This is a genomic window from Pedobacter deserti (genome assembly GCF_024436415.1).
Lineage (GTDB): Bacteria > Bacteroidota > Bacteroidia > Sphingobacteriales > Sphingobacteriaceae > Pedobacter > Pedobacter faecalis.
On record NZ_JAFMZQ010000001.1, the window covers coordinates 1,358,763 to 1,383,482 of the forward strand.

Genomic DNA, 24,720 nt, shown 5'->3' on the forward strand with positions numbered 1-24,720 from the left:
GTTTAAAGTTAAGCATTATCATGCAAATCGACGGTCAGGTGAACAAAGAATTCGCTGGCGTTTTCTCTGATAATCAGTTCATGCCGCTTGGGATAGATGAGCTCTAAACGACGGCTTACGTTTTGCAAGCCGATCCCGCTATTGGCATGTTCGGGGTCGTTATCGGTTTTTTTGTGGATGCTGTTGATCACATCCAGGTATAACTTGTTGTCTATATAATTTAGGGTCACCCTAATATGGGAAGGGCGTTGCAGACTGATTCCGTGTTTAAAGGCATTTTCAATGAAGGGTATTAAAAGCATTGGGGTGATATAATGTCCTTTAGTATCGTCTTCTATTTGTATGTCGATATTGATGTTGGCTGAGGCGCCGGTTCGCAGCTTTTGGATGGTGACGTAGTTTTTGAGGTATTCTATGTCCCTTGACAACGGAATTTTATTTTCCAGGTTTTCATGTAGCATAAATCTCATCATGTCTCCCAGTATCTGTATGCCTTCACTGGTGCGCTCTGCATTTTCCTGCAGGGCTGTTCCGTAGATGGTGTTCAGGGCATTAAATAGGAAATGTGGGTTTATTTGAGATTTTAGAAAGGTGAGTGAGGCATCGGATCTCCCCAGTTCAGTTTTCAAGGATCTGATTTCTTCGGCGTCTTTCCTGTTTCGCGTTTTGAATATATACCACGCAAACAAGGGCACAGCCAGAAGTTGTGTGGGAAGGTTAAGGAGGAGTGCTGTTTGCCGGACACTCTCTTGCACATAGTTGTTGCCCGGAAAGAATAACTCCAGAATTGTCGCGACTGCTGCGAAGGTAAGCGCAGCGGTGATTATGATCTGGCCGGTGAACCGCAGGGCGGGCCGCCGTTTATGCGCTGTAATGGGAATTATATAGTATAGCAGGAATAAAAAATGGAGAATGGCGATTGGTAGTGAAGAGGAAAAATATGCTTTAGTGTCCGCGTTGCCATTCACAAATACGATACTCGCATGGGCGAAGATCAAGGTTGCAAAAAGTATAATAGCATCTTTATATAGTCTATTGCCGGGGTTCTGTTTGGCTGAACCGAAATAGATGGCCATCATTTTTATGGCAAGCAGGACTGAAAAATAGACGCTGATTATTTCTGTGAGAAAGAGTAGATGGATCAGTATACATAGCAGGATTACGGCGTTTGATGGTTTTTGCTCTTCCTGTTCCATTTGCGGCTGGACATGCAGGCACAGCAAAAGGTAGCAAACGCTGGTCACCATATGGCTAAAGAAAAGCGTTAGCCAAAAGTTGTTAAAGTAAACGTGGTCTCTGATGGAGTAGTGGTCGCTTATGGCCTGGGCGCTCGAAAACAATAGTGCGAGCACAACGCATGCATTGAATGCGATTAATTCCATTTTGGTGATCTCTTTTAATCTGGTCATGATTACTCATAATATATGGTGCAATACTACTAAGCTTTGCAACGTGAATGATAAAAATGTGACGAATGACCTTATAAATGTGACGAACATGGGCTATTTTTGCCCCATGATCATTTATGGAATACCAAATTGCAACTCGGTGAAGAAGGCGATCACGAGCCTTGATAAGCATGGGCTGGCATACACTTTTCATGACTTTAAAAAGGAAGGCGTGACTGCGGAAAAATTAAACCGGTGGTGCGATGTCTTTGGCTGGGAGAAGGTGCTCAACAAGAAGGGGACGACCTGGAGAAAACTGTCGGCCGAGGAACAAGCAGGGGTCGGCGACCAGGAGAGTGCTATTGCTTTGATGCTTGGGTATCCGAGTTTGATTAAGCGTCCGGTACTTGAGGTAGCGGGAGAACCCGCACTTATCGGCTTTGATGAGGGCACGTACGTTGCACTTAAAAAAAACTAGAAAACCCGCGAAAAAGAATATCTTTATTTTTCGTTTAACCGACCATATGTTTATGTTGAATAAGACAACCTTCGTATTAGTTGCACTATGTGTAATGGGCCTGAATGCTGCTGCGCAATCCGGACTAAAAAGTAACTATGATCCTCATGCGGCATTTAGTCCGCTCTTTTATACGCAGAATGGGAACGAGTATCGTTCTGCGAGTGGGTATCCCGGTCCGAAGTACTGGCAGAACCGGGCCGACTATGCGATCTCTGCTGAGTTGGATGATGTGAAACATATGGTGACCGGATCGGTCACGATCACCTACCAGAATAATAGTCCTGATCCGTTGCCTTACCTATGGCTGCAACTGGATCAGAATTTGTTTTCCGAGGAGTCGAGAGGAAATGCCCTGATTCCTGCCGGAAGTCGTTACGGTGCGAGAGGAGAGAAACTGGATGGAGGATATACGATCAAGGGGTTGACGGTTTTACAGAAACAAAAGGCGGTTAAATTCACTTCTGTTATAGAAGACACCAGGATGCAGATCCGTTTGGATCAACCGCTTTCGGCATCCGGTGACGTGATTACCATTAAAATGGATTTTTCTTTTATTGTCCCGGTAAACGGATCGGACAGGATGGGGCATTTGTCGACAAAGAACGGGGAGATATATTCGATTGCCCAGTGGTTTCCAAGGATGAGTGTTTATGATGATGTACTGGGATGGAACACTTTGCCGTACTGGGGTGCAGGGGAGTTCTACTGTGAATACGGAGATGTGGACTTCAGTGTTACAGCGCCAGCCAGTCATATTGTGATGGGATCGGGGGAGTTGCTGAATCCTCAGGATGTATTTACCCCGGTTCAGCTGCAGCGATGGAATGCGGCAAAAGACAGTGATAAGAAAGTGACGGTGCGTACCGCAGGGGAGGTAAATGAGAAATCTTCGAGGCCGGCGAAGGAGAAGCTTACATGGAAGTTCCGCATGAAGAATACACGTGATGTGGCCTGGGGTTCTTCGAAGGCGTTTATTCTTGAGGCTGCAAGGATAAATCTTCCAAGCGGGAAGAAGTCGCTCGCCGTTGCAGCGCATCCGGTGGAAAGTAATGGTAATGATGGCTACGGACGCGCCGTGGAGTATGTGAAAGCTTCCGTGGAACATTACTCGCAAAAATGGTTCGAATATCCTTACCCGATGGCTATAAATGTGGCAAGTAACGTTGGTGGGATGGAATATCCGGGTATCGTTTTTTGTGGATGGCAGGCAAAAAATGAGGATGCCTGGGGTGTGATTGATCATGAATTTGGTCACACCTGGTTTCCCATGATTGTGGGGAGCAATGAGCGTAAATACGGCTGGATGGATGAGGGCTTTAATACCTTCATCAACGGCTTGTCTTCTGCGGCTTTCAATAATGGAGAGTATAAACCTGAAAAACTTGATATGCATAAGGTTGCTGAATATCTCGCGCAGCCTGAGCTTGAATATATTATGCTTACGCCAGATGCGATGGTGGAACGCAATATTGGTAACAACCTGTACAGTAAACCAGGCTGGGGACTTGAAATACTTAGAAATGAGGTTTTAGGGGCAGACCGGTTTGACTATGCATTCAGGAAATATATTGAGCAATGGGCATATAAGCATCCTACTCCGGTGGATTTCTTTCGCGCTATAGAAAACGGTGCAGGTGAGGATCTTTCCTGGTTTTGGAGAGGTTGGTTTATGTCGAACTGGAAAATGGATCAGGCTGTTGTAGATGTGAAGCCAGCCAAGGGCGGTGAGGCAGGTGGGTATGACATTACGGTCGCTAATCTTGAGCAGCTGCCGATGCCTGTCATATTGCAGGTAAAAATGAAAAGTGGGAAAACTGATATTGTCAGGTTGCCGGTTGATGTTTGGATGCGAAATAAAATATGGACGGTGAAATATCCTGCTGCTGAGGAAGTGGTGTCGGTGGTTCTGGACCCGGAAAAGGTTTTGCCTGATATGAATACTGCAAATAACAGCTGGAAGAAGAATTAATCTGATGACTTCGTCTGAACAAAAGAATAATCCGCTTCACGGAAAAACGCTTGAGTTTATTCTGAAACAGCTGGTGTGGCATTATGGCTGGGCGGAGCTGGGTTCGATGGTCAGGATCGATTGTTTTTTAAATAATCCGACCATGAATTCCAGTCTGAAATTCCTTCGGAAAACCGACTGGGCCCGCAAGAAGGTGGAGAAGCTTTATGTGAACACTTTTCACTAATGTGGTATTTTATTTGGTTAACCTATTGATTTATAAAATGTATTGTCGTACTTTTGCAGTCCCTTATTGAGGGGTAAAGTTTTAAAAACATAAAAGAAAAAGCAAAAGGAAACAATGCCAACCATTCAACAATTAGTTAGAAAAGGTAGAGTAGCACTGGAGTTCAAGAGTAAGTCTCCGGCGTTGGACAGCTGTCCACAGCGAAGAGGTGTATGTACGCGTGTATATACCACTACCCCTAAAAAACCAAACTCAGCAATGCGTAAAGTAGCGCGTGTACGTTTAACCAATGGTAAAGAGGTTAACGCATACATCCCTGGAGAAGGTCACAACCTGCAGGAGCACTCTATCGTATTGATCCGTGGTGGTCGTGTTAAGGATTTACCAGGTGTACGTTATCACATCATCCGTGGCGCCCTTGATACTTCAGGCGTTGCAGGACGTAATCAGCGTCGTTCGAAATATGGTACTAAGCGTCCTAAACCAGGACAGGCAGCTGCAGCACCAGCAAAGGGTAAAAAGAAATAATCAGGAGGAATAAGAAATGAGAAAGTCAAAACCAAAAAAGAGAATCATCCTTCCTGATCCGAAATTTAATGATGTTCAGGTTACAAGGTTTGTAAATAACATGATGTACGATGGTAAAAAATCCATCGCTTATGATATTTTTTATGATGCAGTTGAACTTGCCGAGAAAAAAGCTGGTGAAAATGGCTTGGAGGTATGGAAGCGTGCATTGTCAAATGTAATGCCTTCAGTTGAAGTTAAATCCCGTCGTGTGGGTGGTGCTAACTTCCAGGTTCCAACAGAAGTAAGACCCGACCGTAAGGTGGCCTTAGGTATGAAATGGTTGATATCTTTTGCACGTAAGCGCGGAGAAAAGACCATGAAGGAAAAACTGGCAGCTGAAATCGTTTCGGCAGCTAAAGGTGAAGGTGCTGCAGTTAAGAAGAAAGAGGATACCCATAAGATGGCAGAGGCCAACAAGGCATTCTCGCATTTCCGTTTTTAATATATAGGATCCAGAGATAAAATGGCAAGAGATTTAAAATTTACAAGAAATATAGGGATCGCCGCTCACATTGATGCCGGTAAAACGACGACAACTGAGCGTATCCTTTATTATGCCGGTGTAAACCACAAGATTGGTGAGGTACACGAAGGTGCCTCTACAATGGACTGGATGGTGCAGGAAGCTGAACGCGGGATAACCATCACGTCAGCTGCAACGACTGTGTTCTGGCCTTACAGAGGAAATAAGTATCAGGTAAACGTAATTGATACCCCCGGGCACGTGGACTTTACCGTAGAGGTAAACCGTTCGCTGCGTGTACTGGACGGATTGGTGTTTTTGTTTTCAGCAGTGGATGGTGTTGAGCCTCAGTCTGAAACGAACTGGCGTTTGGCTAACAACTATGCGGTTCCTCGTATCGGTTTTGTGAATAAAATGGACCGTTCAGGTGCAGACTTCCTTAAAGTAGTTAAGCAGGTTAGAGAGATGCTGGGTAGCCATGCTGTTCCATTGCAATTGCCTATCGGTGCTGAAGATGCTTTTAAAGGAGTAGTTGATCTGATCAATAACCGCGGTATTGTTTGGAATGAGCATGATAAAGGTATGACCTTTACGGAAGTGCCTATTCCTGAAGATATGTTGGATGAGGTTTCGGAATGGCGCGAGAAGCTTCTTGAGGCTGTAGCTGAATATGATGAGTCGTTGATGGAGAAGTTCTTTGACGATCCAAATTCGATTACAGAGCGGGAGATTCTGGATGCTTTGAGACAAGCTACTTTGGACGCGAAGATCGTTCCGATGGTTTGCGGATCTTCGTTCAAAAACAAAGGCGTGCAGACTATGCTTGACCTGGTGATGGAATTATTGCCGTCGCCTCTGGATGTTGAGGGTATTACTGGTACTAACCCGAACACAGGCGAAGAAATTGTACGTCAGCCTAAGGTTGAAGAACCATTTTCTGCGCTTGCGTTTAAGATCGCAACAGATCCGTTTGTTGGACGTTTGTGCTTTATCCGGGTTTATTCAGGTAATCTGGAAGCCGGCTCATATGTTTATAACGCTCGTTCTGAGAATAAGGAACGTATTTCGAGGATCTTCCAGATGCATGCCAACAAGCAGAATCCTATTCCGAACGTTGGTGCAGGTGATATCGCAGCGGTTGTTGGTTTCAAGGACATCAAAACCGGAGACACGCTTTGCGATGAGAAGAATCCAATCATTCTTGAGTCGATGGTATTCCCTGAGCCGGTAATTGGTTTAGCTATTGAGCCTAAAACACAGGCAGACGTAGATAAGTTGGGTATCGCTTTGGGTAAACTGGCTGAAGAGGATCCTACATTTAGGGTGGAAACAGATCAGGAAACCGGTCAAACGGTTATTTCCGGTATGGGTGAGCTTCACCTTGACATCCTGATCGACCGTTTAAAGCGTGAGTTTAAGGTAGAGGTAAATCAAGGTGCTCCTCAGGTAGCTTATAAAGAAGCTATTACTGGCTCAACTCAACATCGTGAGACCTATAAGAAGCAAACTGGTGGACGTGGTAAATTTGCGGATATCCAGGTTATTATTTCTCCGATTGATGAAGATTTTGAAAAAGGTGGACTGCAGTTTGTGAACGAGATTGTGGGTGGTGCGATCCCTCGCGAATTCATTCCTTCGGTAGAAAAGGGTTTTGCTGCAGCTATGGTAAATGGCGTTCTTGCAGGATATCCGCTTCCTGATATGAAAGTTCGATTGATCGATGGATCTTTCCACGCAGTCGATTCAGATGCGCTTTCTTTTGAGATTGCTGCTCGTTCAGCTTTCCGCGAGGCGTTACCGAAATGTAAGCCGGTATTGATGGAACCTATCATGAAAATTGAAGTATTGACGCCTGAAGAAAACATGGGTGACGTTATGGGAGACCTTAACCGTCGTCGTGGCCAGCTTCAAGGTATGGATACGCGTAACGGTTCTCAGGTAATTAAGGCATTGGTTCCACTTTCAGAAATGTTTGGTTACGTAACACAGTTGCGTACTATAACTTCAGGACGTGCAACTTCTACAATGGAGTTTGATCATTATGAGCCAGCGCCGAAGAACGTACAGGATGAGGTTATTGCAAAGTCTAAAGGTAAGATCAAGTCAATCGATTAATAATACGCTGTCGGTTATTAATAGCTCTAACCGACAGCACAATTAAATAATAATAATGAGCCAAAGAATTAGAATTAAATTAAAATCTTACGATTACAATCTGGTAGATAAGTCTGCTGAGAAAATCGTGAAGACTGTGAAGCCTACAGGCGCAGTTGTAAGCGGACCGATTCCGTTGCCTACAGAGAAAAAAGTGTTTACTGTGCTGCGTTCACCACACGTGAATAAAAAAGCCCGTGAGCAGTTTCAACTTTGTGCCTATAAGCGTTTGCTGGATATCTACAGCTCTAACTCAAAAACCGTAGATGCGTTGATGAAACTAGAGTTGCCTAGCGGCGTTGAGGTTGAAATCAAGGTGTAACGCTAAGATTTTAGTTAAAAAAGAGCCTTGCTGAACATCAGCAAGGCTCTTTTTATTTTCGGTACTTCATCGTTGATTTTTGAACTCTTCCAGTTTGTTTCTTTCGTCCTGGAGTTCTCGTGCAAGCTTTTTCTCTTTCTCATTTGCTTTGGTTTTGTATCGTTGGTGTTCTTCGCTCAGCTCATTGTACAAACCGGCCCGGTACCTGGCTTCGCGAACGGCGGCCAATGATCTGACAACCGTTAGTGTAAGTGCTAGGGCTAGAATGAGGATGATGCTCCATACGATAGCATTATAGGTTCCTTTTTTAAAGGAAAGGCCGAGGATCTGCAGTTCATCCAGTTTGGCATTTGCATTGGCCAAAGCGTTCTCGTTGCCTCTAAGTTGTCTGTCCATGGTGTCGAGGCGCGCCTGCAGGCTGTTTACTTTCTTTTTCGTGGCGACAAGATCTTTTTTGCCGAAGGATATGCTGTCTCTCACACTGGCCCAAAATGCTGCAAGCCTGTTGGGGTTAACTATTTTGTAGCCATCTAATGTTCTTGATCTGGATAGCATCAATTTATACTGATCCTGAAGTGATGTACCGGTCTTTAAGGAATCTTGAGGGAGTTGTGCCGTTGTTGTCAGGCTGATCGCCAGGATCATGATCATGGTTGTAATTTTTTTCATAAGACAATCTGGTTATTCATACAACATTCATTTTAATTTTTACTGTGTAAGCATTGGAGATAGTATATTTGCCACAATGTCGGTATTACTATTCACAATTATTGTGTTAACCGGAGCATTTTTGGCGGGTCTGGTTGGTTCTCTTACTGGTCTGGGCGGCGGTGTGGTTATAATTCCATTGCTGACTTTGGCGCTGAACGTAGATATTAAATATGCTATCGGTGCATCCATCATCTCTGTGATCGCAACCTCTTCGGGCTCGGCCGCAGCTTATGTAAAGGAAGGTATCACGAACATACGCATCGGGATGTTCCTGGAAGTGGCTACCACGGTCAGCGCCATTCTCGGGGCTGTAATAACAATATTTATTGATCCGGGCTATATTGCGATTGTATTTGGTTTAATTCTTTTATTTTCCTCTGTCATGATGGTTAAGAAAAAAATTGATCGTTCAGACAATGTAGCCTCTGGTAAGGCGGCGGCCTTCTTTAGGTTGAACGGTTCTTATCCGACAGAAAGTGGACAGAAGGCATATGCCGTTCATAACGTGGCGGGCGGTTTTGTAATGATGTTTTTGGCAGGCATTATTTCAGGTTTACTTGGCATAGGTTCTGGCGCGTTAAAAGTGATCGCTATGGATAACATCATGCGGATACCTTTCAAGGTATCAACTACTACAAGTAATTTTATGATGGGGGTTACTGCGGCGGCGAGCGCCATTGTCTATCTGCACAGGGGACAAATAGATCCAGGAATTGCGATGCCGGTTACAGTAGGTGTTCTTTTGGGCGCCACAGTGGGATCGAGGGTTTTAGTGCGCACAAAAACGGATAAGCTTAAGGTCGTGTTTGCTGTCGTAGTTACTGTCCTGGCACTGCAGATGATCTACAAGGGAATAACGGGATTGATATGATGAATAAAGATAAAGGAGACTTGAAGAGTGAGAAAGATATTCAGCTGATTCTGGGTACGCTGCTTCGGGTAGGAGTAATGTCGTCTATGATCATTGTACTTATTGGAGCGTGTATTTATCTGTTTGACCATTCAGCAGAACGAATAGATTACGGTAGCTTCAATCCCGACAAATCGGGCTTGTCTTCAGTGTCTGCTATATTGTATGGTTTGCTTCGACTGGACGGTAGTTCAGTCATCCAGTTTGGTGTTTTGCTGCTCATCTTTACCCCGGTTATGCGTGTGGTATTTTCTGTGTTCAGTTTTTTAATTGAGCGCGACTACCTGTATGTTGCTATCGGCTTGTTTGTGTTGTGTGTCATTTTGTTTAGTCTTAGCAATAACTTAGTGGGTTAGTGGGTTTTTGACAGCCTCTCCGGCTGTTATTTTTTTTCTGCGTTTATTTAAAAAATAAATGCGCTAACTATTTGAAAATTAAGATTTCTTTTCTATTTTTGCCGTCCCTTAACCGGGATGTATATCCACCTTGAACGAAGCCCTACTGCTTCGATGGGTGTTAAATTTAAAATAGAAAATGTCAGGTATTATTGGAAAAAAAGTAGGAATGACCAGCATTTTCGACGCCGACGGAAGAAATATTCCGTGTACGGTGATCGAGGCTGGACCTTGTGTAGTGACACAAGTAAAAACCGCAGAGAAAGACGGTTATGTTTCTGTTCAACTAGGCTTTGATGAAGCTAAAGAGAAGAACACCACGCAACCCTTAAAAGGGCACTTTGCAAAAGCAAATACTACACCAAAGCGCAAATTGGTGGAGTTTGCAGAGTTCGAAGAATCATTGAATTTGGGTGATACCGTAACGGTAAACATCTTTAATGAAGGTGATTTTGTAGATGTTGTGGGTACTTCTAAAGGTAAAGGTTTTCAGGGTGTTGTTAAGCGTCACGGCTTTGGCGGTGTAGGTGGACAAACTCATGGTCAGCACAACAGGATGCGTGCGCCAGGTTCACTGGGTGCGTCTTCATATCCGTCGCGTGTATTTAAAGGTATGCGTATGGCCGGAAGAACTGGTGGAGACAGAGTTAAAGTTCAGAACTTGCAGGTTCTGAAAGTGTATGCTGACCAGAATTTAGTTGTAGTAAGCGGGTCAGTACCTGGAGCGAAGGGTTCTTACGTAATCTTAGATAAGTAAGCAGATGGAAGTAAAAGTATTAAACATCTCAGGAAAAGAGACAGGTGCCAAGGTGCAACTTCCTGAGTCGGTCTTCGGAATTACGCCGGTAGATCATGCAATCTATTTGGATGTGAAACAATATCTGGCCAATCAGCGTCAGGGTACACACAAATCGAAGCAACGTAACGAAATAGCAGGTTCAACCCGTAAGTTATACAAGCAAAAAGGAACTGGTGGTGCTCGCGCCGGCAGTATTAAATCTCCATTGTTCAACGGAGGTGGTCGTGTATTCGGTCCTCAGCCGCGCGATTATAGTTTCAAACTGAATAAGAAGTTGAAAGCGCTTGCTCGTAAATCGGCTTTGTCATACAAGGCTCAGGATGCGAACATCGTTGTTTTGGAGTCATTTAATTTTGATTCAGTTAAAACGAAGAACTATGTAAATCTGGTAAGCGCTTTAAATTTAAGCACAGAAAAGACACTGCTTGTTTTGCCGTCCCAGAATAACAATATCTATTTATCAAGCAGAAACATACAGAAAGCTAAGGTAGTTACCGCTGATCAGTTGAATACTTATGATGTATTAAACTGTGGTAAACTTTTGCTTACTACTGACTCTCTTAAAACTTTGGAGGAAGCATTCGCTAAGTAATATGGAACTTTTAAGAAAACCGATATTAACAGAAAAGGCTTCCGGTTTAACAGAGAAGTCTAACCGCTTTACTTTTAAAGTGGATCACAAGGCAAATAAACTGCAGATCAAGCAGGTTATTGAAAAAATGTATGGCGTAAGCGTGCTTGCGGTAAATACAATGGTTGTAGATGGGAAAGTTAAATCCAGAAATACAAAAGCTGGTTTGGTGACAGGTCGCAGCCCGAAATATAAGAAGGCTATTGTAACGCTGAAAGATGGCGAGACAATAGATTATTACGCTAACGTTTAATAAGAATTGAATAAATATAAACTATGGGCTTAAGAAAATTTAAACCAGTTACTCCGGGTACCCGCTTTAGAGTTGGTGCCAGTTTTACGGAGATTACCGCAACCAAGCCCGAAAAATCATTGGTTGTATCTTCTAAGAAATCGGGAGGACGGAACAATACAGGTAAGATGACGATGCGCTATATGGGCGGTGGTCACAAGAGATCTTATCGTTTAATTGATTTTAAACGTGATAAGTTTGATATTCCTGCTACTGTTGCTACTATTGAATACGATCCTAACCGTACAGCACGTATCGCATTATTAAATTATGCTGATGGTGAGAAGCGTTATATTATTGCACCTGAAGGGCTTCAGGTTGGACAAAAGGTTGTTTCAGGCGATACTGCTGCGCCGGAACTTGGCAATACATTGAGACTTGCCAATATCCCTCTGGGTTCAATTATCCACAACGTGGAAATTCATCCGGGGCGTGGTGCGCAATTGGCACGGAGCGCCGGTGCTTATGCACAGCTGGCTGCACGTGATGGCAAATATGCTACTTTGAAAATGCCGTCTGGTGAAACAAGGTTGATATTGGTAACCTGCCTGGCAACAATTGGAACAGTATCCAATTCGGATCACGCTAATGAAGTATTGGGTAAAGCAGGTCGTAAGCGGTGGTTGGGTCGCAGACCTAGAACACGTCCGGTAGCGATGAACCCAGTGGATCACCCGATGGGTGGTGGTGAAGGACGCTCATCTGGAGGTCAGCCGCGGTCAAGAAATGGCATGTATGCTAAAGGGTTCAAAACCAGGACACTGAAAAAATATTCAAATCGTTTCATCATAGAGAAAAGGAAGAAATAATGGCTCGTTCAATTAAAAAAGGACCTTATATTGACCATAACGTAGAGAAAAAAGTTGTCTCTATGAATGATTCAGGAAAGAAGTCCGTCATTAAAACATGGTCACGCAGATCAATGATCTCTCCAGATTTTGTAGGTCATACATTTGCAGTACATAACGGTAATAAGTTTATACCGGTATACGTAACAGAAAACATGGTTGGTCACAAGCTGGGAGAGTTTGCTCCAACCAGAACATTTAGAGGTCACTCTGAAAAGAAAAAATAATTAAGAGATGGAAGCAGTAGCGAAATTAAACAATTGTCCAACCTCACCACGTAAAATGCGTTTGGTTGTAGATCTTATCAGAGGAGAGGGCGTTGAGAAAGCTTTACATATATTAAAGTTTACCAATAAGGAAGCAGCATTGAAGGTTGAAAAATTACTATTGTCTGCAATCAAGAACTGGGAATCCAAGAATGAAGGTTCTCGCCCTGAAGAAAGCCAATTATACGTGAAAACTATAATGGTTGGCGGCGGTCGTCAGTTGAAAAGGTTAAGGCCGGCCCCTCAAGGACGTGGTTATAGAATACGTAAGCGTTCTAATCACGTAACTTTGATCGTAGATAGTAAAAACGTTGAAACTCAAACTAATTAACAGAAATGGGACAAAAAGCACATCCAATAGGTAACAGGTTAGGAATCATCAAAGGTTGGGATTCTAACTGGTTCGGAGGCAACAACTATGCTGATAAATTAGTTGAGGACGAAAAAATAAGAAAATATCTTTCGGCGCGTATCGCAAAAGGCGGGGTAGCTAAAGTAGTTATCGAACGTACGCTTAAGCGCATCACTGTTACAATTCACACGGCGCGTCCAGGTATCGTTATCGGTAAAGCTGGTCAGGAAGTAGATAAAATCAAAGAAGAGTTGAAGAAGCTTACCAAGAAGGAAATTCAAATCAACATCTTTGAAATTAAGCGTCCGGAGCTGGATGCCCAATTGGTTGCAGAAGGCGTAGCAAAGCAGTTGGAGGCCAGGATTTCTTTCCGTAGAGCGATGAAGTCTACTATTGCTTCCACAATGCGTATGGGCGCCGAAGGCATCAAAATTATGACCTCTGGTCGTTTAGGTGGTGCGGAGATGGCGCGTAGCGAACAGTATAAAGAGGGAAGAATTCCTCTGCATACCTTCCGAGCGGATATTGACTATGCTTTGGCTGAGGCTTTAACTACCTACGGTAAGATCGGGGTTAAAGTTTGGATCTGCAAAGGCGAAGTCTATGGAAAACGCGATCTTTCTCCAAACATCGGTGCAGCAAATAATGCTCCTGGTAAGGGCAGACCTGAAGGTGGGTTCGCTGGTGGAAGAGACAGGGATCATCGTGGCGGAGACAGAAGAAACGACAAAGGTCGCGGTGGAAGAGGTCCTGGTCAGTCTGGCCCTGGCGCTGGAAGAGATAACAGAGGCGGAGGTCAAAACAGAGGTCCGCGCAAGTAGTAGTAAACAGATCGTTTAACGATAATATAAGATAAAATGTTACAGCCAAAGAGAACGAAGTTCAGAAAGATGCAAAAGGGCAGAATGAAAGGTTTAGCAACTCGTGGTGCTGAATTGTCATTCGGATCTTTCGGGATTAAATCTTTAGAAGCGACTTGGATAACAAGCCGTCAGATAGAAGCAGCCCGTATTGCGGTAACTCGTTTCATGAAACGTGAAGGCCAGGTTTGGATTAGGATTTTCCCGGATAAGCCGGTTACTAAGAAGCCAGCTGAAGTACGTATGGGTAAAGGTAAAGGTGCTCCTGAATATTGGGTAGCAGTTGTTAGGCCGGGACGCATCATTTTTGAAGCTGAGGGCGTGCCGTTGGAAGTTGCTAAAGAGGCAATGAGACTTGCGGCTCAAAAACTACCTATCCAAACAAAATTTGTAGTACGTAGAGATTACGTAGAAGCATAGAATGATTTTGAGTTGAATGTTGTAAGTAACTTGTTATTATAACCGCTAGGCTCAAACATAAAAACTAATAAGATGAAAAACTCAGAAATCACAGGGCTTTCAAAGGAAGAACTAGTAGCAAGGATTGCAGAAGAAAAGGAAAACTTGGTTAAGTTGAAATTTGCTCACACAATTTCGGCTATTGAGAATCCTTCCAGAATTAAGTTGGTAAGGAAAAACATAGCCCGATTAAACACTGAAGTGACCAGGCGGAAGGCCGAGTCTGCTACTGAAACTAAATAACTTTAGAGTCGAAATGGAAAGACAATTAAGAAAAACAAGAACCGGGTTGGTAGTGAGCAATAAGATGGATAAGTCTGTTGTTGTAGCTGTTGAACGTAAAGTTAAGCACCCGATCTATGGTAAGTTTGTTAAGAAAACTACCAAATTTATGGCTCATGACGAGAAGAATGATTGCGGAATCGGAGATACCGTATTGATCATGGAAACCCGTCCGCTGAGTAAAAACAAGAACTGGAGATTGGTACAAATTTTAGAGAGGGCTAAATAAGATGGTACAACAGGAATCAAGATTAAATGTAGCCGATAATAGCGGTGCAAAGGAAGTGTTGGTAATCCGTGTACTGGGTGGTACCGGAAAACGCTATGCTTCGATTGGTGATAAAATTGTTGTTACCGTAAAAAGCGCGTTGCCTTCAGGAAACATTAAGAAGGGGACAGTTTCTAAAGCAGTTGTTGTTAGAACAAAGAAAGAAATCAGACGTAAGGACGGTTCGTATATCCGCTTTGATGACAATGCCGCAGTATTGCTAAACGCACAGGACGAGCCGCGTGGAACACGTATTTTTGGTCCGGTTGCGAGAGAATTGCGTGAAAAGCAGTTTATGAAGATTGTATCATTAGCACCGGAGGTATTATAACATGAAAAATAAAGTAACTAAACCCAAAGTTAGGATCCGTAAGGGCGACTTAGTAAAGGTTATAGCAGGTGACTCTAAGGGTCAGCAAGGTAAAGTCCTTTCAGTAGATGCAATTAAGAGCAGAGTGCTTGTTGAAGGCGTGAACCTTGTGTCAAAACATACGAAACCTAATGCTGCTACACCTAACGGTGGCATAATTAAAAAGGAAGCTACTCTTCATATTTCCAATGTAGCGCTGATAGATCCTAAAACAGGTGATATTACCCGTGTAGGTAGAAAGCTTAATGCTGATGGAAAGTTAGTTAGGGTTAGTAAAAAATCAGGAGAGGAGATCAAATAATGGCTTACGTACCAAGATTAAAAAGTAAATATAAAGAGGAAATTGTTGTTGCACTGAAAGACAAGTTTAACTATAAAAGTGTAATGCAGGTTCCAAAGTTGGAGAAAATCTCGATCAACCAGGGGGTTGGCCGTTTTTCTGTAACAGACAAGAAGATTGTTGATAGCTCTATTTTGGAGATGACAACCATTTCTGGTCAGCAGGCCGTTGCTGCTAAGTCGAAAAAGGACGTTTCTAACTTCAAGCTTCGTAAAGGTATGCCTGTAGGTGTGCGTGTTACTTTGCGTGATAATAACATGTATGAGTTTTTAGATCGTTTAATTTCCGTAGCTTTGCCACGTATCCGTGATTTCAAAGGAATCAACGATAAAGGTTTCGATGGTAAGGGAAATTATACATTAGGTATTACTGAGCAGATCATTTTCCCTGAGATCAATATAGACAAGATTAATAAGATTCTAGGCATGGATATTACCTTTGTAACGACAGCAACTTCAGACGTTGAAGCACTTGAGTTATTAAAGCAGTTTGGATTACCTTTTAAAAATCAAAATACAAATCAATAATGGCAAGAGAAGGAGTAAAAGCCCGCGAAATTAAGCGTCAGAGACTGGTAGCTAAATATGCGGAAAAACGTGCTGAACTTAAAGCTGCCGGCGATTATGAAGGCTTAGATAAGCTGCCGAAGAATTCTTCTCCGGTGCGTTTACATAATCGTTGTAAGTTGACAGGCCGTCCTCGCGGATATATGCGTACTTTCGGTATATCGAGGGTAACGTTTCGTGAGATGGCTTTGGCAGGAAAAATACCAGGGGTCAGAAAGGCTAGCTGGTAAGACCATAGCACAAAGCGTATAAAGTGATTAACAGATAGCAGGTCGTCCTGAATGGTCGGGAAGGAAACCACTATCACAATTTAATAAAACATGAATACAGATCCAATAGCGGATTATCTTACAAGAGTAAGAAATGCCATTAAGGCAAATCACAGAATCGTAGAGATTCCTGCATCGAACATCAAAAAGGAAATTACAAAAGTGCTTTTTGATAAGGGTTATATCGCTAACTATAAGTTCGAAGATACGACAGCTCAAGGAATTATTAAGATTGCGTTGAAGTATAATGCGATTACCAAAGTGTCTGCGATCCGTACCTTGGTACGTGTTAGTAAGCCGGGATTAAGGCAGTATGCTGGCGTTGAGAACATGCCTAGGGTATTGAACGGCCTGGGCATCGCTATCTTATCCACTTCAAAAGGGGTTATGACCGATAAAGAGGCAGCTAAATTAAATGTTGGTGGTGAGGTTTTGTGTCACGTTTACTAATTAGGAGGAATACGAAATGTCAAGAATAGGAAAAGCCCCAATAAATATCCCCGCAGGTGTCACCGTTACGGTAGCTAATGATAACGTAGTGACCGTAAAGGGACCTAAAGGAGAATTATCGCAAGCAGTAGATAGAGATATCACTGTAAAGCAAGAAGATGGTGTACTCACAGTACAGCGTCCTTCAGAGCAAAAAAGACACAAAGCTTTGCACGGGTTATATCGCTCCTTGTTGAATAACATGGTAGTTGGCGTTACAGACGGCTTCAAGTTAGAACAGGAATTGGTAGGCGTGGGTTATCGTGCAACAAATCAGGGAAATACTTTGGACCTTGTTTTAGGTTTCTCTCACCATTATGTGTTTCAGTTGCCGCAGGAAGTGAAGGTTACTACGACTTCTGAGAAAGGTCAGACACCTAAGATCATTCTGGAAAGTATAGATAAGCAACTTATCGGACAAGTAGCTGCAAAGATACGGTCATTGCGTGCGCCAGAGCCATATAAAGGTAAAGGTATCAAGTTCGTAGGTGAGGTGTTAAGAAGAAAAGCAGGTAAATCAGCTTCTAAAAAATAGTAATCATGGCAGGAAAGAAAATATCTCGTAGAGATCGTATAAAAAAAGGAATCAGGAAAAAATTAGTTGGTTCTGAAAGTCGTCCACGCTTATCAGTATATAGAAGCAATAAAGGTATCTATGCTCAGGTTATTAACGATGTAACTGGTAGCACAATCGTGTCAGCTTCGTCTTTATCTAAAGATTTTTCCGGATCTGGAAGTAAATCTGAACAGTCTGTGGCTGTAGGTAAGTTGGTTGCTGAGAAAGCTATCGCAGCTGGAGTTAAAGAGGTTGTTTTCGACAGAAATGGTTATCTATACCATGGTCGCGTAAAGTCCCTTGCTGAAGGTGCCCGAGAAGCTGGTTTAATATTTTAATTTTAAATAGTATAAGAATGTCAACTATTAATATAAAAAGAGTTAAGACTAGCGAAATCGAATTGAAAGATCGTTTGGTTAGCATACAGAGGGTAGCTAAGGTTACAAAAGGCGGACGTACATTCAGTTTTTCTGCGATTGTGGTTGTCGGTGACGAGAACGGCATTGTTGGCTATGGTCTAGGCAAGGCAAAGGAGGTAACTGAGGCGATTGCGAAGGGTGTAGACGACGCTAAAAAGAACCTGGTAAAAGTGCCCCTTTTAAATGGAACAGTTCCTCATGAGCAAATTGGTAAGTTCTCAGGTGGTTTTGTGCTGATTAAGCCTGCTGCAGTGGGTACCGGGGTTATTGCCGGTGGTGCGATGCGCGCAGTTTTGGAAAGTGCAGGCGTTCACAACGTATTAGCAAAGTCTAAGGGTTCATCAAATCCACACAACGTGGTTAAGGCTACCGTTGATGCGTTAACAAAGATGCGTGATGCATATACGGTTGCTCAGCACCGTGGTGTTGATTTAAATAAAGTTTTTAACGGATAATACTATGGCTAAGATAAAAATAACCCAGATAAAAAGCGTTATAGACAGAAGCGAAAGACAAAAGCGTACAATGCAAGCGCTTGGTTTAACTAAATTGAATCAAAGCGTAGAAGTTGAAGCCAATGCTGCTATCATTGGAATGGTAAAGAAGGTTAACCATTTGGTCGCTGTAGAAAGTATATAATTTTTATAATAGGGTTGCAAATATGAGTTATATAACTAGATTTGCAACCTTTATGTTTAACCGCTACCCTGATTAGTGAAAGCGAAGGGTAGCCTAATGAGTTTCAAAATGAACTTAAGTAATTTAAAACCTGCATCAGGATCTATTAAAAACAGTAAAAGGATTGGTCGCGGTACCGGTTCGGGTAGAGGTGGCACTTCTACTCGCGGACATAAGGGTGCGGGCTCCCGCTCCGGCCACTCAACCAAGATTGGTTTTGAAGGAGGACAAATGCCTTTACAGCGTCGCGTTCCTAAAGTTGGTTTCAAGCCAATAAATCGTGTTGAGTATGTGGGTGTCAATTTGGATGTTCTTCAGCAGCTTGCTGAAAAATTTAATTTGACGGTTCTTGATTTTAATACCTTACAACAGCATGGTTTGGCTTCCAAGAACGATCTAGTTAAGATCTTAGGTCGTGGTGAAGTTAAAGCTAAATTGGATGTGAAAGCACATGCTTTTTCAGCAAGTGCTCAGAAGGCAATTGAGGCTGCCGGAGGCTCAATCGAAAAATTGTAATTAATGAAAAAGCTGTTTACTACTTTAAGTAATATCTGGAAAATCGACGAATTGAGGGAACGTATTGTGTTTACGTTTATCATTTTGTTGATCTACAGATTCGTGTCGCATGTGGTTTTGCCGGGTGTCGATGCTAATTTATTAGGAGATAATCAAAAGTCCGGTCTTTTAGGGCTGTTAGATATGTTCGCCGGGGGATCTTTCTCGCGGGTATCTATTTTGGCATTAGGTGTTATGCCATATATTTCCGCTTCAATCGTAGTTCAGCTGTTAGGTATTGCTGTTCCTTCTTTTCAAAAGATGCAGAAAGAGGGAGAGAGTGGCCGGAAGAAGCTTAATCAGATTACACGCTATCTTACTGTTGCTATCACTGCTGTGCAGGCAGTAGGATATGTGAAGACCCAGGTGCCTCAGGAAGCCATTGTTATTGACCACACCTGGTTTTTAATACTGGCTACATTTGTGCTGGCTGCTGGAACATTGTTTGTCATGTGGCTTGGTGAGAAAATCACAGATAAAGGCATTGGTAATGGTATATCACTCATTATCATGGTAGGGATTATCGCGCGTTTGCCTGTTGCCTTAGTACAAGAAGTGAATTCGAGGTTTATTGGGGAGGGTGGTCCTATAGCATTGGTGATTGAGATTGTGGCGCTGTTCGCGGTTGTGATGTTTACAATAATGATCGTACAGGGTGTGAGAAAGGTTCCAGTTCAATATGCTAAAAGAATCGTTGGAAACAGGCAATTTGGTGGTATCCGTCAATATATCCCGCTGAAAGTTAATGCCGCGGGTGTAATGCCAATTATTTTTGCGCAGGCGTTGATGTTTATTCCCGCAACGCTAACCCAGTTTTTCCCATCATTACAGGAGACTTGGCTTATTCAATTTAGTGACTACACTTCTTTGGCCTACAGTCTTACTTTTGCGTTCTTGATTATTGCATTTACTTTCTTTTATACAGCCATCACAGTTAACCCTACGCAGATGTCTGATGACATGAAGAAGAATGGTGGCTTTATTCCAGGAATTAAACCTGGTGTCTCCACGTCTTCTTTCATTGATGATGTGATATCAAAAATTACTTTTCCAGGAGCTATATTTCTAGCGATTATTGCTATACTTCCTTCAATCGCAGTGAAGTTTGGTATAAAAGCGGAATTTGCTCAATTCTACGGCGGCACCTCGCTGCTCATTTTAGTAGGCGTTGTATTGGATACCTTACAACAGATTGAAAGTTACCTTTTGATGCGTCACTATGATGGGTTGATGAAGACGGGCCGTGTTACAGGCAGAACCGCCGCGCCAGTTGCAGGTGGTACCGGGGCCATTGTTTAAGATGGCTAGAGTATATTATAAAACTTCTGAGGAAATTGAACTGATCAGGGCTAGTTCCCTGTTAGTATCTAGGACCTTGGCGGAGGTAGCCAAGCTTATTTCACCAGGAGTTACTACGTTGGAATTGAATCGGATCGCTGAAGCATTTATAAGGGATCATGGCGCAATTCCAGCGTTTTTAAACTATAACGGCTTTCCTTATTCGTTGTGCATTTCCCCTAATAATCAGGTAGTTCATGGTTTTCCAAGTGATTATATCATCCAGGAGGGCGATATTATATCTGTAGATTGCGGGGTTGTAAAGGATGGATATTATGGTGATTCTGCTTACACCTTCTCTATAGGCGAGATTAGTGATGAAAAGCGAAAGCTTCTTGAGATAACCAGACAGTGCCTTGATAACGGTATTCAAAAGGCAGTTGTTGGTTCGCGAGTTGGCGATATCGGTTTCGCGATCCAGGAACTGGCCGAAGCTAATGGCTATGGTGTAGTAAGAGAGCTGGTAGGCCACGGTGTAGGCATCAAGTTGCATGAGAAGCCGGAGGTTCCAAATTATGGCAAGAGAGGCTCTGGTATTAAGTTGGAAGAAGGGATGGTGATCGCAATAGAGCCTATGATAAATGCAGGTACCCCAGCTGTTAAGTTCTGGTCGGATGGTTGGACGGTAACGACTAAGGACAATAGGCCTTCGGCCCACTTTGAACATACCGTTGCTGTTAAGCGCGGTAGTGCGGACGTCTTATCGACGTTCAGTTTGATCGAGGAAGTTTTAAAAGAAAAAAAGTGATTATTTAAAAATTTTTATTAATTTTGCATCCCTATTTAACGGTAGCTAATTAAGTAAAAATCAATATTATATGGCTAAACAGGCCTCGATTGAACAAGACGGAGTAATAAAGGAAGCGTTATCGAATGCTATGTTCCGGGTAGAGCTGGAAAACGGGCATGAGATTATTGCACATATTTCGGGTAAGATGCGGATGCATTATATAAAAATTTTACCCGGGGATAAAGTTAAGTTGGAGATGTCGCCTTACGATTTATCAAAAGGCAGGATTACTTATAGATATAAATAAAAATGAAAGTTAGGTCATCAATTAAAAAGCGTAGCGCAGATTGTAAGGTTATTCGTCGTAAAGGTAAGCTTTACGTGATCAACAAGAAAAACCCTAAATACAAGCAGCGTCAGGGTTAAGAACTTATTTAAAGTATGATTGGGTTAAATGTACAGGTTACTCAATCTGTCGTTTAGTCAAATAATCAAACACTAGTATAAATATGGCAAGGATATCAGGTATTGATTTACCAAGAAACAAAAGAGGTGAAATTGGGTTAACTTATATTTTCGGTATAGGAAGATCAACTGCTCAGCGTATATTGTCTGAGGCAGGAATTGATTTCAATAAAAAGGTGCAGGATTGGTCAGATGATGAGCTTTCTGCTATTCGTACAATTATCAACGACGGCGTAAAAGTAGAGGGGGCTCTGCGTTCGGAAGTGCAGTTGAATATTAAGCGTCTGATGGATATAGGCTGTTACCGCGGTTTACGTCACAGAAAGGGCTTGCCTGTTCGGGGTCAGCGTACTAAAAATAATTCTCGTACCCGTAAAGGAAAGAGGAAAACAGTTGCAAACAAGAAAAAGGCTACTAAATAAGAGTAGTACCTAATAAGATTATGGCTAAAAGTAAAAAAGTTACCAAAAAGCGGATTGTTGTGATTGAGCCTGTAGGACAGGCGCATATCAATGCTACTTTTAACAACATCATCGTTACCTTAACCAACGTAAACGGTCAGACGATTTCGTGGTCATCTGCAGGTAAGATGGGATTCAAGGGTTCTAAGAAGAATACACCGTATGCAGCCGGTCAGGCCGCTTCAGATTGCGGTAAAGTTGCTTTTGATTTAGGACTTCGTAAAGTAGATGTTTTCGTAAAGGGTCCTGGTTCCGGACGCGAGTCTGCTATCAGAACATTGCAGGTTGCCGGTTTGGAAGTGACCTCAATTAAGGATATCACACCGCTTCCACATAATGGTTGCAGGCCTCCAAAAAAGAGAAGAGTTTAATTTATATTTTTTTAAAGCTAAGAGTCTGCGGTTATAGACTGCATGATACTTTAAAACAACAACTATGGCAAGATATACCGGACCTAAGTCCAAAATAGCCCGTAAGTTCAGAGAGCCGATTTTTGGCCCTGATAAAGTTCTGGATAGAAAGAATTATCCTCCAGGTCAGCATGGCGTCTCTAAGCGTAGAGGTAAGCAATCAGAATATGCTGTCCAGTTAATGGAGAAGCAAAAGGTTAAGTACACCTACGGAGTGTTAGAACGTCAATTCCGTAACCTATTTACTAAAGCTTCATCTAAGTCTGGTATCACAGGAGATAATTTATTACAGCTTCTTGAAGCGCGTTTAGATAATACTGTATACAGACTGGGAATTGCTCCAACTCGTGCCGGTGCACGTCAGCTGGTGAGTCATAAGCATATCACTGTCAACGGCGAAGTTGTGAACATCCCGTCTTATCAGTTGAGAGCAGGAGATGTCGTTGCAGTTCGCGAAAAATCTAAGAGCCTGGAGTCGATTACTAATTCAGTTGCAGGCCGGGTGATTAACAAGTTCAATTGGTTGGACTGGGATGCGGCTGATTTGTCAGGTAAATTTTTAGCATATCCAAATCGTGACGAGATTCCTGAAAATATTAAAGAAAACCTAATAGTAGAGTTATACTCTAAGTAATAAAGAATTGATTGCCTTAGGGCAATTAATTCTTGTTTGCACAAATTAATAACGATCTAAAAACATTATAAATGGCAATCTTAGCTTTTCAAAAACCCGATAAGGTGATCATGCAGAAATCGACTGATTTCGACGGTACATTTGAATTTCGTCCATTAGAACCTGGTTTCGGTGTAACAATTGGTAATGCCTTGAGGAGAATCTTACTTTCTTCTTTGGAGGGTTATGCCATTACGAGCATTCGTTTTTCTGGCGTTTCTCATGAGTTTTCTACTATCAAAGGTGTTGTTGAGGATCTTACTGAAATTATCCTGAACCTTAAGCAGGTTCGTTTTAAGAAGGTGGGTGATTCAGGTGATACAGAAAAGATATTTATTGTGATAAGCGCACAAGACCAGTTTCTTGCCGGCGATATCACGAGGTTCTCAAATAATTTCGAAGTGCTAAATCCTGATTTTGTAATATGCAATATGGAGAAGTCTGTAACTTTGGAAGTTGAGATGACGATTAACAAGGGCCGCGGTTATGTGCCGGCAGAAGAAAATAAGGTCAGTGATGCGGTTGTTGGGGTGATTGCTATTGATTCTATCTTCACACCGATGAAGAACGTGAAGTATACGATCGAGAATTATCGTGTAGAACAAAAAACGGATTACGAAAAGTTAGTTTTAGATATCTCCACCGATGGTTCTATCCATCCTGAAGAGGCACTCAAGGAGGCAGCTAAGATTTTAATTCAGCACTTTATGCTGTTCTCTGACGAGAATCTTGTTTTGGAGTCTCAGGCTAAGGAGGAAACCAAGGAAGTGGATGAAGAGATCCTACATATGCGTAAGATACTCAAGACTGAGCTGGTAGACTTAGATTTGTCTGTGAGAGCCCTTAACTGTTTGAAGGCCGCCGACATTAGAACCTTAGCGGATTTAGTCTCATATGATGTGGCTGACATGCTTAAGTTCAGGAATTTTGGCAAAAAATCTCTCACTGAAATTCAGGAACTCGTTAAGTCTAAGAGTTTGTCTTTCGGTATGAACCTGGCCAAATTCAAATTAGACGAGGAATAGGCTTTAAGTTAATTAACTATATTATAAATAGTGTATAATTCCCTCGTATTAGATTCAAAGAGACGGTATACGCTGAAACATTAAAAAATGAGACACGGTAAAAAAGTAAACCATTTAGGAAGAACAGATTCACATAGAAAGGCAATGCTGGCCAACATGGCTTCCTCGCTTATTAAACATAAAAGAATCACAACTACTTTGGCTAAAGCAAAGGCGTTGCGTACATATGTTGAGCCTATTATTACAAAGTCTAAAAATGATACTACGCATTCTCGTCGTGTAGTTTTTGGATATTTGCAAGACAAGGAAACGGTGACTGAGTTATTCCGGGATGTTGCTGCTAAGGTTGCGAATCGCCCTGGGGGTTATACAAGGATCATTAAGCTAAATAATCGATTGGGTGACAATGCGGAAATGGCATTAATCGAACTTGTTGATTACAATGAAGTTTACGGTAAAGATACTGCGGTAGTTGAGAAGAAGACAACTAGACGTGGTAGAAGTAAAGCCAAGAAGTCTGAATCAGTTGCGAACGCCGTGGTTGCTGAAGCTTCGACAGAAGCTGCCGCAGCTGAAGCTGACGAGACTAAGGACTCTGAAAATACAAATGAGAACAAAGGAGAATAGGAGATATTCTATTCTAAAGATGCCCCATTCTTTTGAGTGGGGCATTTTTTTTATGTTTAGTTTT

The 24,720-nt window shown here is 42.4% G+C and carries 40 protein-coding genes; 38 read left to right on the top strand and 2 right to left on the bottom strand.

All coding sequences use genetic code 11. The features are described 5' to 3' along the window. Positions 1 to 8: 8 nt before the first annotated feature. Positions 9 to 1,409 carry a sensor histidine kinase gene (locus J3P40_RS06065; protein WP_256003815.1) on the bottom strand — a complete coding sequence of 467 codons (1,401 nt, stop codon included), beginning with the start codon at positions 1,407 to 1,409 and terminating at the stop codon, positions 9 to 11. Positions 1,410 to 1,452: 43 nt separating this feature from the next. On the opposite strand from J3P40_RS06065, the gene J3P40_RS06070 reads away from it, so the two are divergent. From J3P40_RS06070 to rpsJ, 7 genes are all read left to right on the top strand, one after another. After that, complete coding sequence (locus J3P40_RS06070) at positions 1,453 to 1,866, top strand: arsenate reductase (protein ID WP_370687710.1); 414 nt, start codon at positions 1,453 to 1,455, stop codon at positions 1,864 to 1,866. Between the two features lie 52 nt (positions 1,867 to 1,918). Further along, the gene (locus J3P40_RS06075; RefSeq protein ID WP_256003816.1) at positions 1,919 to 3,877 is read left to right on the top strand and encodes a M1 family metallopeptidase; all 1,959 of its coding nucleotides are present in this window, start codon (positions 1,919 to 1,921) and stop codon (positions 3,875 to 3,877) included. Between the two features lie 4 nt (positions 3,878 to 3,881). Further along, positions 3,882 to 4,103, top strand: coding sequence for a VF530 family protein (locus J3P40_RS06080; protein WP_256003817.1), 222 nt, complete (start codon positions 3,882 to 3,884; stop codon positions 4,101 to 4,103). A gap of 114 nt (positions 4,104 to 4,217) precedes the next feature. Continuing rightward, the gene (gene rpsL, locus J3P40_RS06085) at positions 4,218 to 4,631 is read left to right on the top strand and encodes a 30S ribosomal protein S12 (RefSeq protein ID WP_010599925.1); all 414 of its coding nucleotides are present in this window, start codon (positions 4,218 to 4,220) and stop codon (positions 4,629 to 4,631) included. A 16-nt stretch (positions 4,632 to 4,647) separates the two neighbouring features. Further along, entirely contained in the window at positions 4,648 to 5,115 is a 468-nt protein-coding gene (gene rpsG / locus J3P40_RS06090; protein WP_256003821.1) for a 30S ribosomal protein S7, read from the top strand. A 21-nt stretch (positions 5,116 to 5,136) separates the two neighbouring features. Beyond that, positions 5,137 to 7,251: an elongation factor G gene (gene fusA / locus J3P40_RS06095; RefSeq protein ID WP_256003824.1), complete on the top strand. Its 2,115-nt coding sequence runs from the start codon at positions 5,137 to 5,139 to the stop codon at positions 7,249 to 7,251. A gap of 55 nt (positions 7,252 to 7,306) precedes the next feature. Continuing rightward, complete coding sequence (rpsJ, locus tag J3P40_RS06100; protein ID WP_084237698.1) at positions 7,307 to 7,612, top strand: 30S ribosomal protein S10; 306 nt, start codon at positions 7,307 to 7,309, stop codon at positions 7,610 to 7,612. A 66-nt stretch (positions 7,613 to 7,678) separates the two neighbouring features. On the opposite strand, the gene J3P40_RS06105 is transcribed toward rpsJ, so the two are convergent. Beyond that, positions 7,679 to 8,281 carry a hypothetical protein gene (locus J3P40_RS06105; protein WP_256003825.1) on the bottom strand — a complete coding sequence of 201 codons (603 nt, stop codon included), beginning with the start codon at positions 8,279 to 8,281 and terminating at the stop codon, positions 7,679 to 7,681. A 76-nt stretch (positions 8,282 to 8,357) separates the two neighbouring features. On the opposite strand from J3P40_RS06105, the gene J3P40_RS06110 reads away from it, so the two are divergent. From J3P40_RS06110 to rplQ, 31 genes are all read left to right on the top strand, one after another. Further along, positions 8,358 to 9,194 (top strand): sulfite exporter TauE/SafE family protein, encoded by an 837-nt coding sequence (locus tag J3P40_RS06110; protein ID WP_256003826.1) that lies wholly within the window; start codon positions 8,358 to 8,360, stop codon positions 9,192 to 9,194. After that, positions 9,191 to 9,589: a DUF1634 domain-containing protein gene (locus J3P40_RS06115; RefSeq protein ID WP_256003827.1), complete on the top strand. Its 399-nt coding sequence runs from the start codon at positions 9,191 to 9,193 to the stop codon at positions 9,587 to 9,589. The genes J3P40_RS06110 and J3P40_RS06115 overlap by 4 nt, the downstream gene beginning before the upstream one ends. A gap of 178 nt (positions 9,590 to 9,767) precedes the next feature. Next, entirely contained in the window at positions 9,768 to 10,385 is a 618-nt protein-coding gene (gene rplC, locus J3P40_RS06120) for a 50S ribosomal protein L3 (protein WP_256003828.1), read from the top strand. A 4-nt stretch (positions 10,386 to 10,389) separates the two neighbouring features. Continuing rightward, a complete protein-coding gene (gene rplD, locus J3P40_RS06125) occupies positions 10,390 to 11,019 on the top strand; it encodes a 50S ribosomal protein L4 (RefSeq protein WP_256003829.1) in 630 nt (209 codons plus the stop codon). 1 nt (position 11,020) lies between these two features. Further along, entirely contained in the window at positions 11,021 to 11,311 is a 291-nt protein-coding gene (gene rplW / locus J3P40_RS06130) for a 50S ribosomal protein L23 (RefSeq protein ID WP_256003831.1), read from the top strand. A 23-nt stretch (positions 11,312 to 11,334) separates the two neighbouring features. Continuing rightward, positions 11,335 to 12,159: a 50S ribosomal protein L2 gene (gene rplB / locus J3P40_RS06135; RefSeq protein WP_256003833.1), complete on the top strand. Its 825-nt coding sequence runs from the start codon at positions 11,335 to 11,337 to the stop codon at positions 12,157 to 12,159. Next, positions 12,159 to 12,425 (top strand): 30S ribosomal protein S19, encoded by a 267-nt coding sequence (rpsS, locus tag J3P40_RS06140; protein WP_008244581.1) that lies wholly within the window; start codon positions 12,159 to 12,161, stop codon positions 12,423 to 12,425. Before rplB ends, rpsS begins: the two co-directional genes overlap by 1 nt. A gap of 7 nt (positions 12,426 to 12,432) precedes the next feature. Beyond that, complete coding sequence (rplV, locus tag J3P40_RS06145) at positions 12,433 to 12,795, top strand: 50S ribosomal protein L22 (RefSeq protein ID WP_256003836.1); 363 nt, start codon at positions 12,433 to 12,435, stop codon at positions 12,793 to 12,795. A gap of 5 nt (positions 12,796 to 12,800) precedes the next feature. After that, positions 12,801 to 13,637, top strand: coding sequence for a 30S ribosomal protein S3 (gene rpsC, locus J3P40_RS06150; protein WP_256003839.1), 837 nt, complete (start codon positions 12,801 to 12,803; stop codon positions 13,635 to 13,637). Positions 13,638 to 13,673: 36 nt separating this feature from the next. Next, positions 13,674 to 14,096, top strand: coding sequence for a 50S ribosomal protein L16 (rplP, locus tag J3P40_RS06155; protein ID WP_041878515.1), 423 nt, complete (start codon positions 13,674 to 13,676; stop codon positions 14,094 to 14,096). A 72-nt stretch (positions 14,097 to 14,168) separates the two neighbouring features. Then, on the top strand, positions 14,169 to 14,378 hold the full coding sequence (gene rpmC, locus J3P40_RS06160; RefSeq protein ID WP_256003840.1) for a 50S ribosomal protein L29: 210 nt from the start codon (positions 14,169 to 14,171) through the stop codon (positions 14,376 to 14,378). 13 nt (positions 14,379 to 14,391) lie between these two features. Further along, complete coding sequence (rpsQ, locus tag J3P40_RS06165) at positions 14,392 to 14,646, top strand: 30S ribosomal protein S17 (protein ID WP_133556531.1); 255 nt, start codon at positions 14,392 to 14,394, stop codon at positions 14,644 to 14,646. 1 nt (position 14,647) lies between these two features. After that, positions 14,648 to 15,016 carry a 50S ribosomal protein L14 gene (rplN, locus tag J3P40_RS06170; RefSeq protein WP_008244575.1) on the top strand — a complete coding sequence of 123 codons (369 nt, stop codon included), beginning with the start codon at positions 14,648 to 14,650 and terminating at the stop codon, positions 15,014 to 15,016. Between the two features lies 1 nt (position 15,017). Then, the gene (rplX, locus tag J3P40_RS06175; RefSeq protein WP_256003842.1) at positions 15,018 to 15,356 is read left to right on the top strand and encodes a 50S ribosomal protein L24; all 339 of its coding nucleotides are present in this window, start codon (positions 15,018 to 15,020) and stop codon (positions 15,354 to 15,356) included. Next, positions 15,356 to 15,922, top strand: coding sequence for a 50S ribosomal protein L5 (gene rplE / locus J3P40_RS06180; protein WP_256003844.1), 567 nt, complete (start codon positions 15,356 to 15,358; stop codon positions 15,920 to 15,922). The genes rplX and rplE overlap by 1 nt, the downstream gene beginning before the upstream one ends. After that, a complete protein-coding gene (gene rpsN, locus J3P40_RS06185) occupies positions 15,922 to 16,191 on the top strand; it encodes a 30S ribosomal protein S14 (protein WP_256003846.1) in 270 nt (89 codons plus the stop codon). The genes rplE and rpsN overlap by 1 nt, the downstream gene beginning before the upstream one ends. 90 nt (positions 16,192 to 16,281) lie before the next feature. Further along, positions 16,282 to 16,680 carry a 30S ribosomal protein S8 gene (gene rpsH / locus J3P40_RS06190; protein WP_256003849.1) on the top strand — a complete coding sequence of 133 codons (399 nt, stop codon included), beginning with the start codon at positions 16,282 to 16,284 and terminating at the stop codon, positions 16,678 to 16,680. Between the two features lie 16 nt (positions 16,681 to 16,696). Then, positions 16,697 to 17,254: a 50S ribosomal protein L6 gene (gene rplF / locus J3P40_RS06195; protein ID WP_256003852.1), complete on the top strand. Its 558-nt coding sequence runs from the start codon at positions 16,697 to 16,699 to the stop codon at positions 17,252 to 17,254. 5 nt (positions 17,255 to 17,259) lie between these two features. Further along, on the top strand, positions 17,260 to 17,613 hold the full coding sequence (gene rplR, locus J3P40_RS06200; protein WP_256003854.1) for a 50S ribosomal protein L18: 354 nt from the start codon (positions 17,260 to 17,262) through the stop codon (positions 17,611 to 17,613). 17 nt (positions 17,614 to 17,630) lie between these two features. After that, positions 17,631 to 18,149, top strand: a complete 519-nt coding sequence (gene rpsE, locus J3P40_RS06205) for a 30S ribosomal protein S5 (RefSeq protein ID WP_256003856.1) — start codon at positions 17,631 to 17,633, stop codon at positions 18,147 to 18,149. Between the two features lie 4 nt (positions 18,150 to 18,153). Then, positions 18,154 to 18,333 carry a 50S ribosomal protein L30 gene (gene rpmD, locus J3P40_RS06210; protein WP_256003858.1) on the top strand — a complete coding sequence of 60 codons (180 nt, stop codon included), beginning with the start codon at positions 18,154 to 18,156 and terminating at the stop codon, positions 18,331 to 18,333. Between the two features lie 108 nt (positions 18,334 to 18,441). Further along, the gene (gene rplO, locus J3P40_RS06215) at positions 18,442 to 18,888 is read left to right on the top strand and encodes a 50S ribosomal protein L15 (protein WP_256003860.1); all 447 of its coding nucleotides are present in this window, start codon (positions 18,442 to 18,444) and stop codon (positions 18,886 to 18,888) included. Positions 18,889 to 18,891: 3 nt separating this feature from the next. Then, entirely contained in the window at positions 18,892 to 20,226 is a 1,335-nt protein-coding gene (secY, locus tag J3P40_RS06220) for a preprotein translocase subunit SecY (RefSeq protein WP_256003863.1), read from the top strand. Between the two features lies 1 nt (position 20,227). Then, positions 20,228 to 21,013 (top strand): type I methionyl aminopeptidase, encoded by a 786-nt coding sequence (gene map / locus J3P40_RS06225; protein ID WP_256003865.1) that lies wholly within the window; start codon positions 20,228 to 20,230, stop codon positions 21,011 to 21,013. 70 nt (positions 21,014 to 21,083) lie between these two features. Further along, entirely contained in the window at positions 21,084 to 21,302 is a 219-nt protein-coding gene (gene infA, locus J3P40_RS06230) for a translation initiation factor IF-1 (protein WP_048907428.1), read from the top strand. A 2-nt stretch (positions 21,303 to 21,304) separates the two neighbouring features. Further along, positions 21,305 to 21,421 (top strand): 50S ribosomal protein L36, encoded by a 117-nt coding sequence (gene rpmJ, locus J3P40_RS06235; protein WP_107214554.1) that lies wholly within the window; start codon positions 21,305 to 21,307, stop codon positions 21,419 to 21,421. A gap of 83 nt (positions 21,422 to 21,504) precedes the next feature. Then, positions 21,505 to 21,882, top strand: a complete 378-nt coding sequence (gene rpsM, locus J3P40_RS06240; RefSeq protein WP_256003868.1) for a 30S ribosomal protein S13 — start codon at positions 21,505 to 21,507, stop codon at positions 21,880 to 21,882. A 20-nt stretch (positions 21,883 to 21,902) separates the two neighbouring features. Then, entirely contained in the window at positions 21,903 to 22,292 is a 390-nt protein-coding gene (rpsK, locus tag J3P40_RS06245) for a 30S ribosomal protein S11 (RefSeq protein ID WP_256003869.1), read from the top strand. Between the two features lie 64 nt (positions 22,293 to 22,356). Continuing rightward, positions 22,357 to 22,965 carry a 30S ribosomal protein S4 gene (rpsD, locus tag J3P40_RS06250; protein ID WP_256003870.1) on the top strand — a complete coding sequence of 203 codons (609 nt, stop codon included), beginning with the start codon at positions 22,357 to 22,359 and terminating at the stop codon, positions 22,963 to 22,965. 71 nt (positions 22,966 to 23,036) lie between these two features. Then, on the top strand, positions 23,037 to 24,029 hold the full coding sequence (locus tag J3P40_RS06255) for a DNA-directed RNA polymerase subunit alpha (protein WP_256003871.1): 993 nt from the start codon (positions 23,037 to 23,039) through the stop codon (positions 24,027 to 24,029). 87 nt (positions 24,030 to 24,116) lie between these two features. Beyond that, positions 24,117 to 24,656 carry a 50S ribosomal protein L17 gene (rplQ, locus tag J3P40_RS06260; protein WP_256003872.1) on the top strand — a complete coding sequence of 180 codons (540 nt, stop codon included), beginning with the start codon at positions 24,117 to 24,119 and terminating at the stop codon, positions 24,654 to 24,656. The last annotated feature ends 64 nt before the right edge of the window (positions 24,657 to 24,720 follow it).

Bases quoted from the DNA above. Each gene is read 5' to 3' on its own strand.
- J3P40_RS06115 (WP_256003827.1), top strand. From the start codon at position 9,191: ATGATGAATAAAGATAAAGGAGACTTGAAGAGTGAGAAAGATATTCAG.
- rpsL (WP_010599925.1), top strand. From the start codon at position 4,218: ATGCCAACCATTCAACAATTAGTTAGAAAAGGTAGAGTAGCACTGGAG.
- rplQ (WP_256003872.1), top strand. From the start codon at position 24,117: ATGAGACACGGTAAAAAAGTAAACCATTTAGGAAGAACAGATTCACAT.
- secY (WP_256003863.1), top strand. From the start codon at position 18,892: ATGAAAAAGCTGTTTACTACTTTAAGTAATATCTGGAAAATCGACGAA.
- infA (WP_048907428.1), top strand. From the start codon at position 21,084: ATGGCTAAACAGGCCTCGATTGAACAAGACGGAGTAATAAAGGAAGCG.
- J3P40_RS06065 (WP_256003815.1), bottom strand. From the start codon at position 1,409: ATGACCAGATTAAAAGAGATCACCAAAATGGAATTAATCGCATTCAAT.
- rplW (WP_256003831.1), top strand. From the start codon at position 11,021: ATGGAACTTTTAAGAAAACCGATATTAACAGAAAAGGCTTCCGGTTTA.
- rpsH (WP_256003849.1), top strand. From the start codon at position 16,282: ATGAATACAGATCCAATAGCGGATTATCTTACAAGAGTAAGAAATGCC.
- J3P40_RS06080 (WP_256003817.1), top strand. From the start codon at position 3,882: ATGACTTCGTCTGAACAAAAGAATAATCCGCTTCACGGAAAAACGCTT.
- rplC (WP_256003828.1), top strand. From the start codon at position 9,768: ATGTCAGGTATTATTGGAAAAAAAGTAGGAATGACCAGCATTTTCGAC.
- rpmJ (WP_107214554.1), top strand. From the start codon at position 21,305: ATGAAAGTTAGGTCATCAATTAAAAAGCGTAGCGCAGATTGTAAGGTT.
- J3P40_RS06110 (WP_256003826.1), top strand. From the start codon at position 8,358: ATGTCGGTATTACTATTCACAATTATTGTGTTAACCGGAGCATTTTTG.
- rpsC (WP_256003839.1), top strand. From the start codon at position 12,801: ATGGGACAAAAAGCACATCCAATAGGTAACAGGTTAGGAATCATCAAA.
- rpsN (WP_256003846.1), top strand. From the start codon at position 15,922: ATGGCAAGAGAAGGAGTAAAAGCCCGCGAAATTAAGCGTCAGAGACTG.
- J3P40_RS06075 (WP_256003816.1), top strand. From the start codon at position 1,919: ATGTTGAATAAGACAACCTTCGTATTAGTTGCACTATGTGTAATGGGC.
- rpsJ (WP_084237698.1), top strand. From the start codon at position 7,307: ATGAGCCAAAGAATTAGAATTAAATTAAAATCTTACGATTACAATCTG.
- rplP (WP_041878515.1), top strand. From the start codon at position 13,674: ATGTTACAGCCAAAGAGAACGAAGTTCAGAAAGATGCAAAAGGGCAGA.
- rplV (WP_256003836.1), top strand. From the start codon at position 12,433: ATGGAAGCAGTAGCGAAATTAAACAATTGTCCAACCTCACCACGTAAA.
- rpsS (WP_008244581.1), top strand. From the start codon at position 12,159: ATGGCTCGTTCAATTAAAAAAGGACCTTATATTGACCATAACGTAGAG.
- fusA (WP_256003824.1), top strand. From the start codon at position 5,137: ATGGCAAGAGATTTAAAATTTACAAGAAATATAGGGATCGCCGCTCAC.
- rpsD (WP_256003870.1), top strand. From the start codon at position 22,357: ATGGCAAGATATACCGGACCTAAGTCCAAAATAGCCCGTAAGTTCAGA.
- rplE (WP_256003844.1), top strand. From the start codon at position 15,356: ATGGCTTACGTACCAAGATTAAAAAGTAAATATAAAGAGGAAATTGTT.
- rplO (WP_256003860.1), top strand. From the start codon at position 18,442: ATGAACTTAAGTAATTTAAAACCTGCATCAGGATCTATTAAAAACAGT.
- rpsG (WP_256003821.1), top strand. From the start codon at position 4,648: ATGAGAAAGTCAAAACCAAAAAAGAGAATCATCCTTCCTGATCCGAAA.
- J3P40_RS06105 (WP_256003825.1), bottom strand. From the start codon at position 8,281: ATGAAAAAAATTACAACCATGATCATGATCCTGGCGATCAGCCTGACA.
- map (WP_256003865.1), top strand. From the start codon at position 20,228: ATGGCTAGAGTATATTATAAAACTTCTGAGGAAATTGAACTGATCAGG.
- rplB (WP_256003833.1), top strand. From the start codon at position 11,335: ATGGGCTTAAGAAAATTTAAACCAGTTACTCCGGGTACCCGCTTTAGA.
- rpmC (WP_256003840.1), top strand. From the start codon at position 14,169: ATGAAAAACTCAGAAATCACAGGGCTTTCAAAGGAAGAACTAGTAGCA.
- rplX (WP_256003842.1), top strand. From the start codon at position 15,018: ATGAAAAATAAAGTAACTAAACCCAAAGTTAGGATCCGTAAGGGCGAC.
- rpmD (WP_256003858.1), top strand. From the start codon at position 18,154: ATGGCTAAGATAAAAATAACCCAGATAAAAAGCGTTATAGACAGAAGC.
- rpsM (WP_256003868.1), top strand. From the start codon at position 21,505: ATGGCAAGGATATCAGGTATTGATTTACCAAGAAACAAAAGAGGTGAA.
- rplF (WP_256003852.1), top strand. From the start codon at position 16,697: ATGTCAAGAATAGGAAAAGCCCCAATAAATATCCCCGCAGGTGTCACC.
- rplD (WP_256003829.1), top strand. From the start codon at position 10,390: ATGGAAGTAAAAGTATTAAACATCTCAGGAAAAGAGACAGGTGCCAAG.
- rplR (WP_256003854.1), top strand. From the start codon at position 17,260: ATGGCAGGAAAGAAAATATCTCGTAGAGATCGTATAAAAAAAGGAATC.
- rpsE (WP_256003856.1), top strand. From the start codon at position 17,631: ATGTCAACTATTAATATAAAAAGAGTTAAGACTAGCGAAATCGAATTG.
- rpsQ (WP_133556531.1), top strand. From the start codon at position 14,392: ATGGAAAGACAATTAAGAAAAACAAGAACCGGGTTGGTAGTGAGCAAT.
- J3P40_RS06255 (WP_256003871.1), top strand. From the start codon at position 23,037: ATGGCAATCTTAGCTTTTCAAAAACCCGATAAGGTGATCATGCAGAAA.
- rplN (WP_008244575.1), top strand. From the start codon at position 14,648: ATGGTACAACAGGAATCAAGATTAAATGTAGCCGATAATAGCGGTGCA.
- rpsK (WP_256003869.1), top strand. From the start codon at position 21,903: ATGGCTAAAAGTAAAAAAGTTACCAAAAAGCGGATTGTTGTGATTGAG.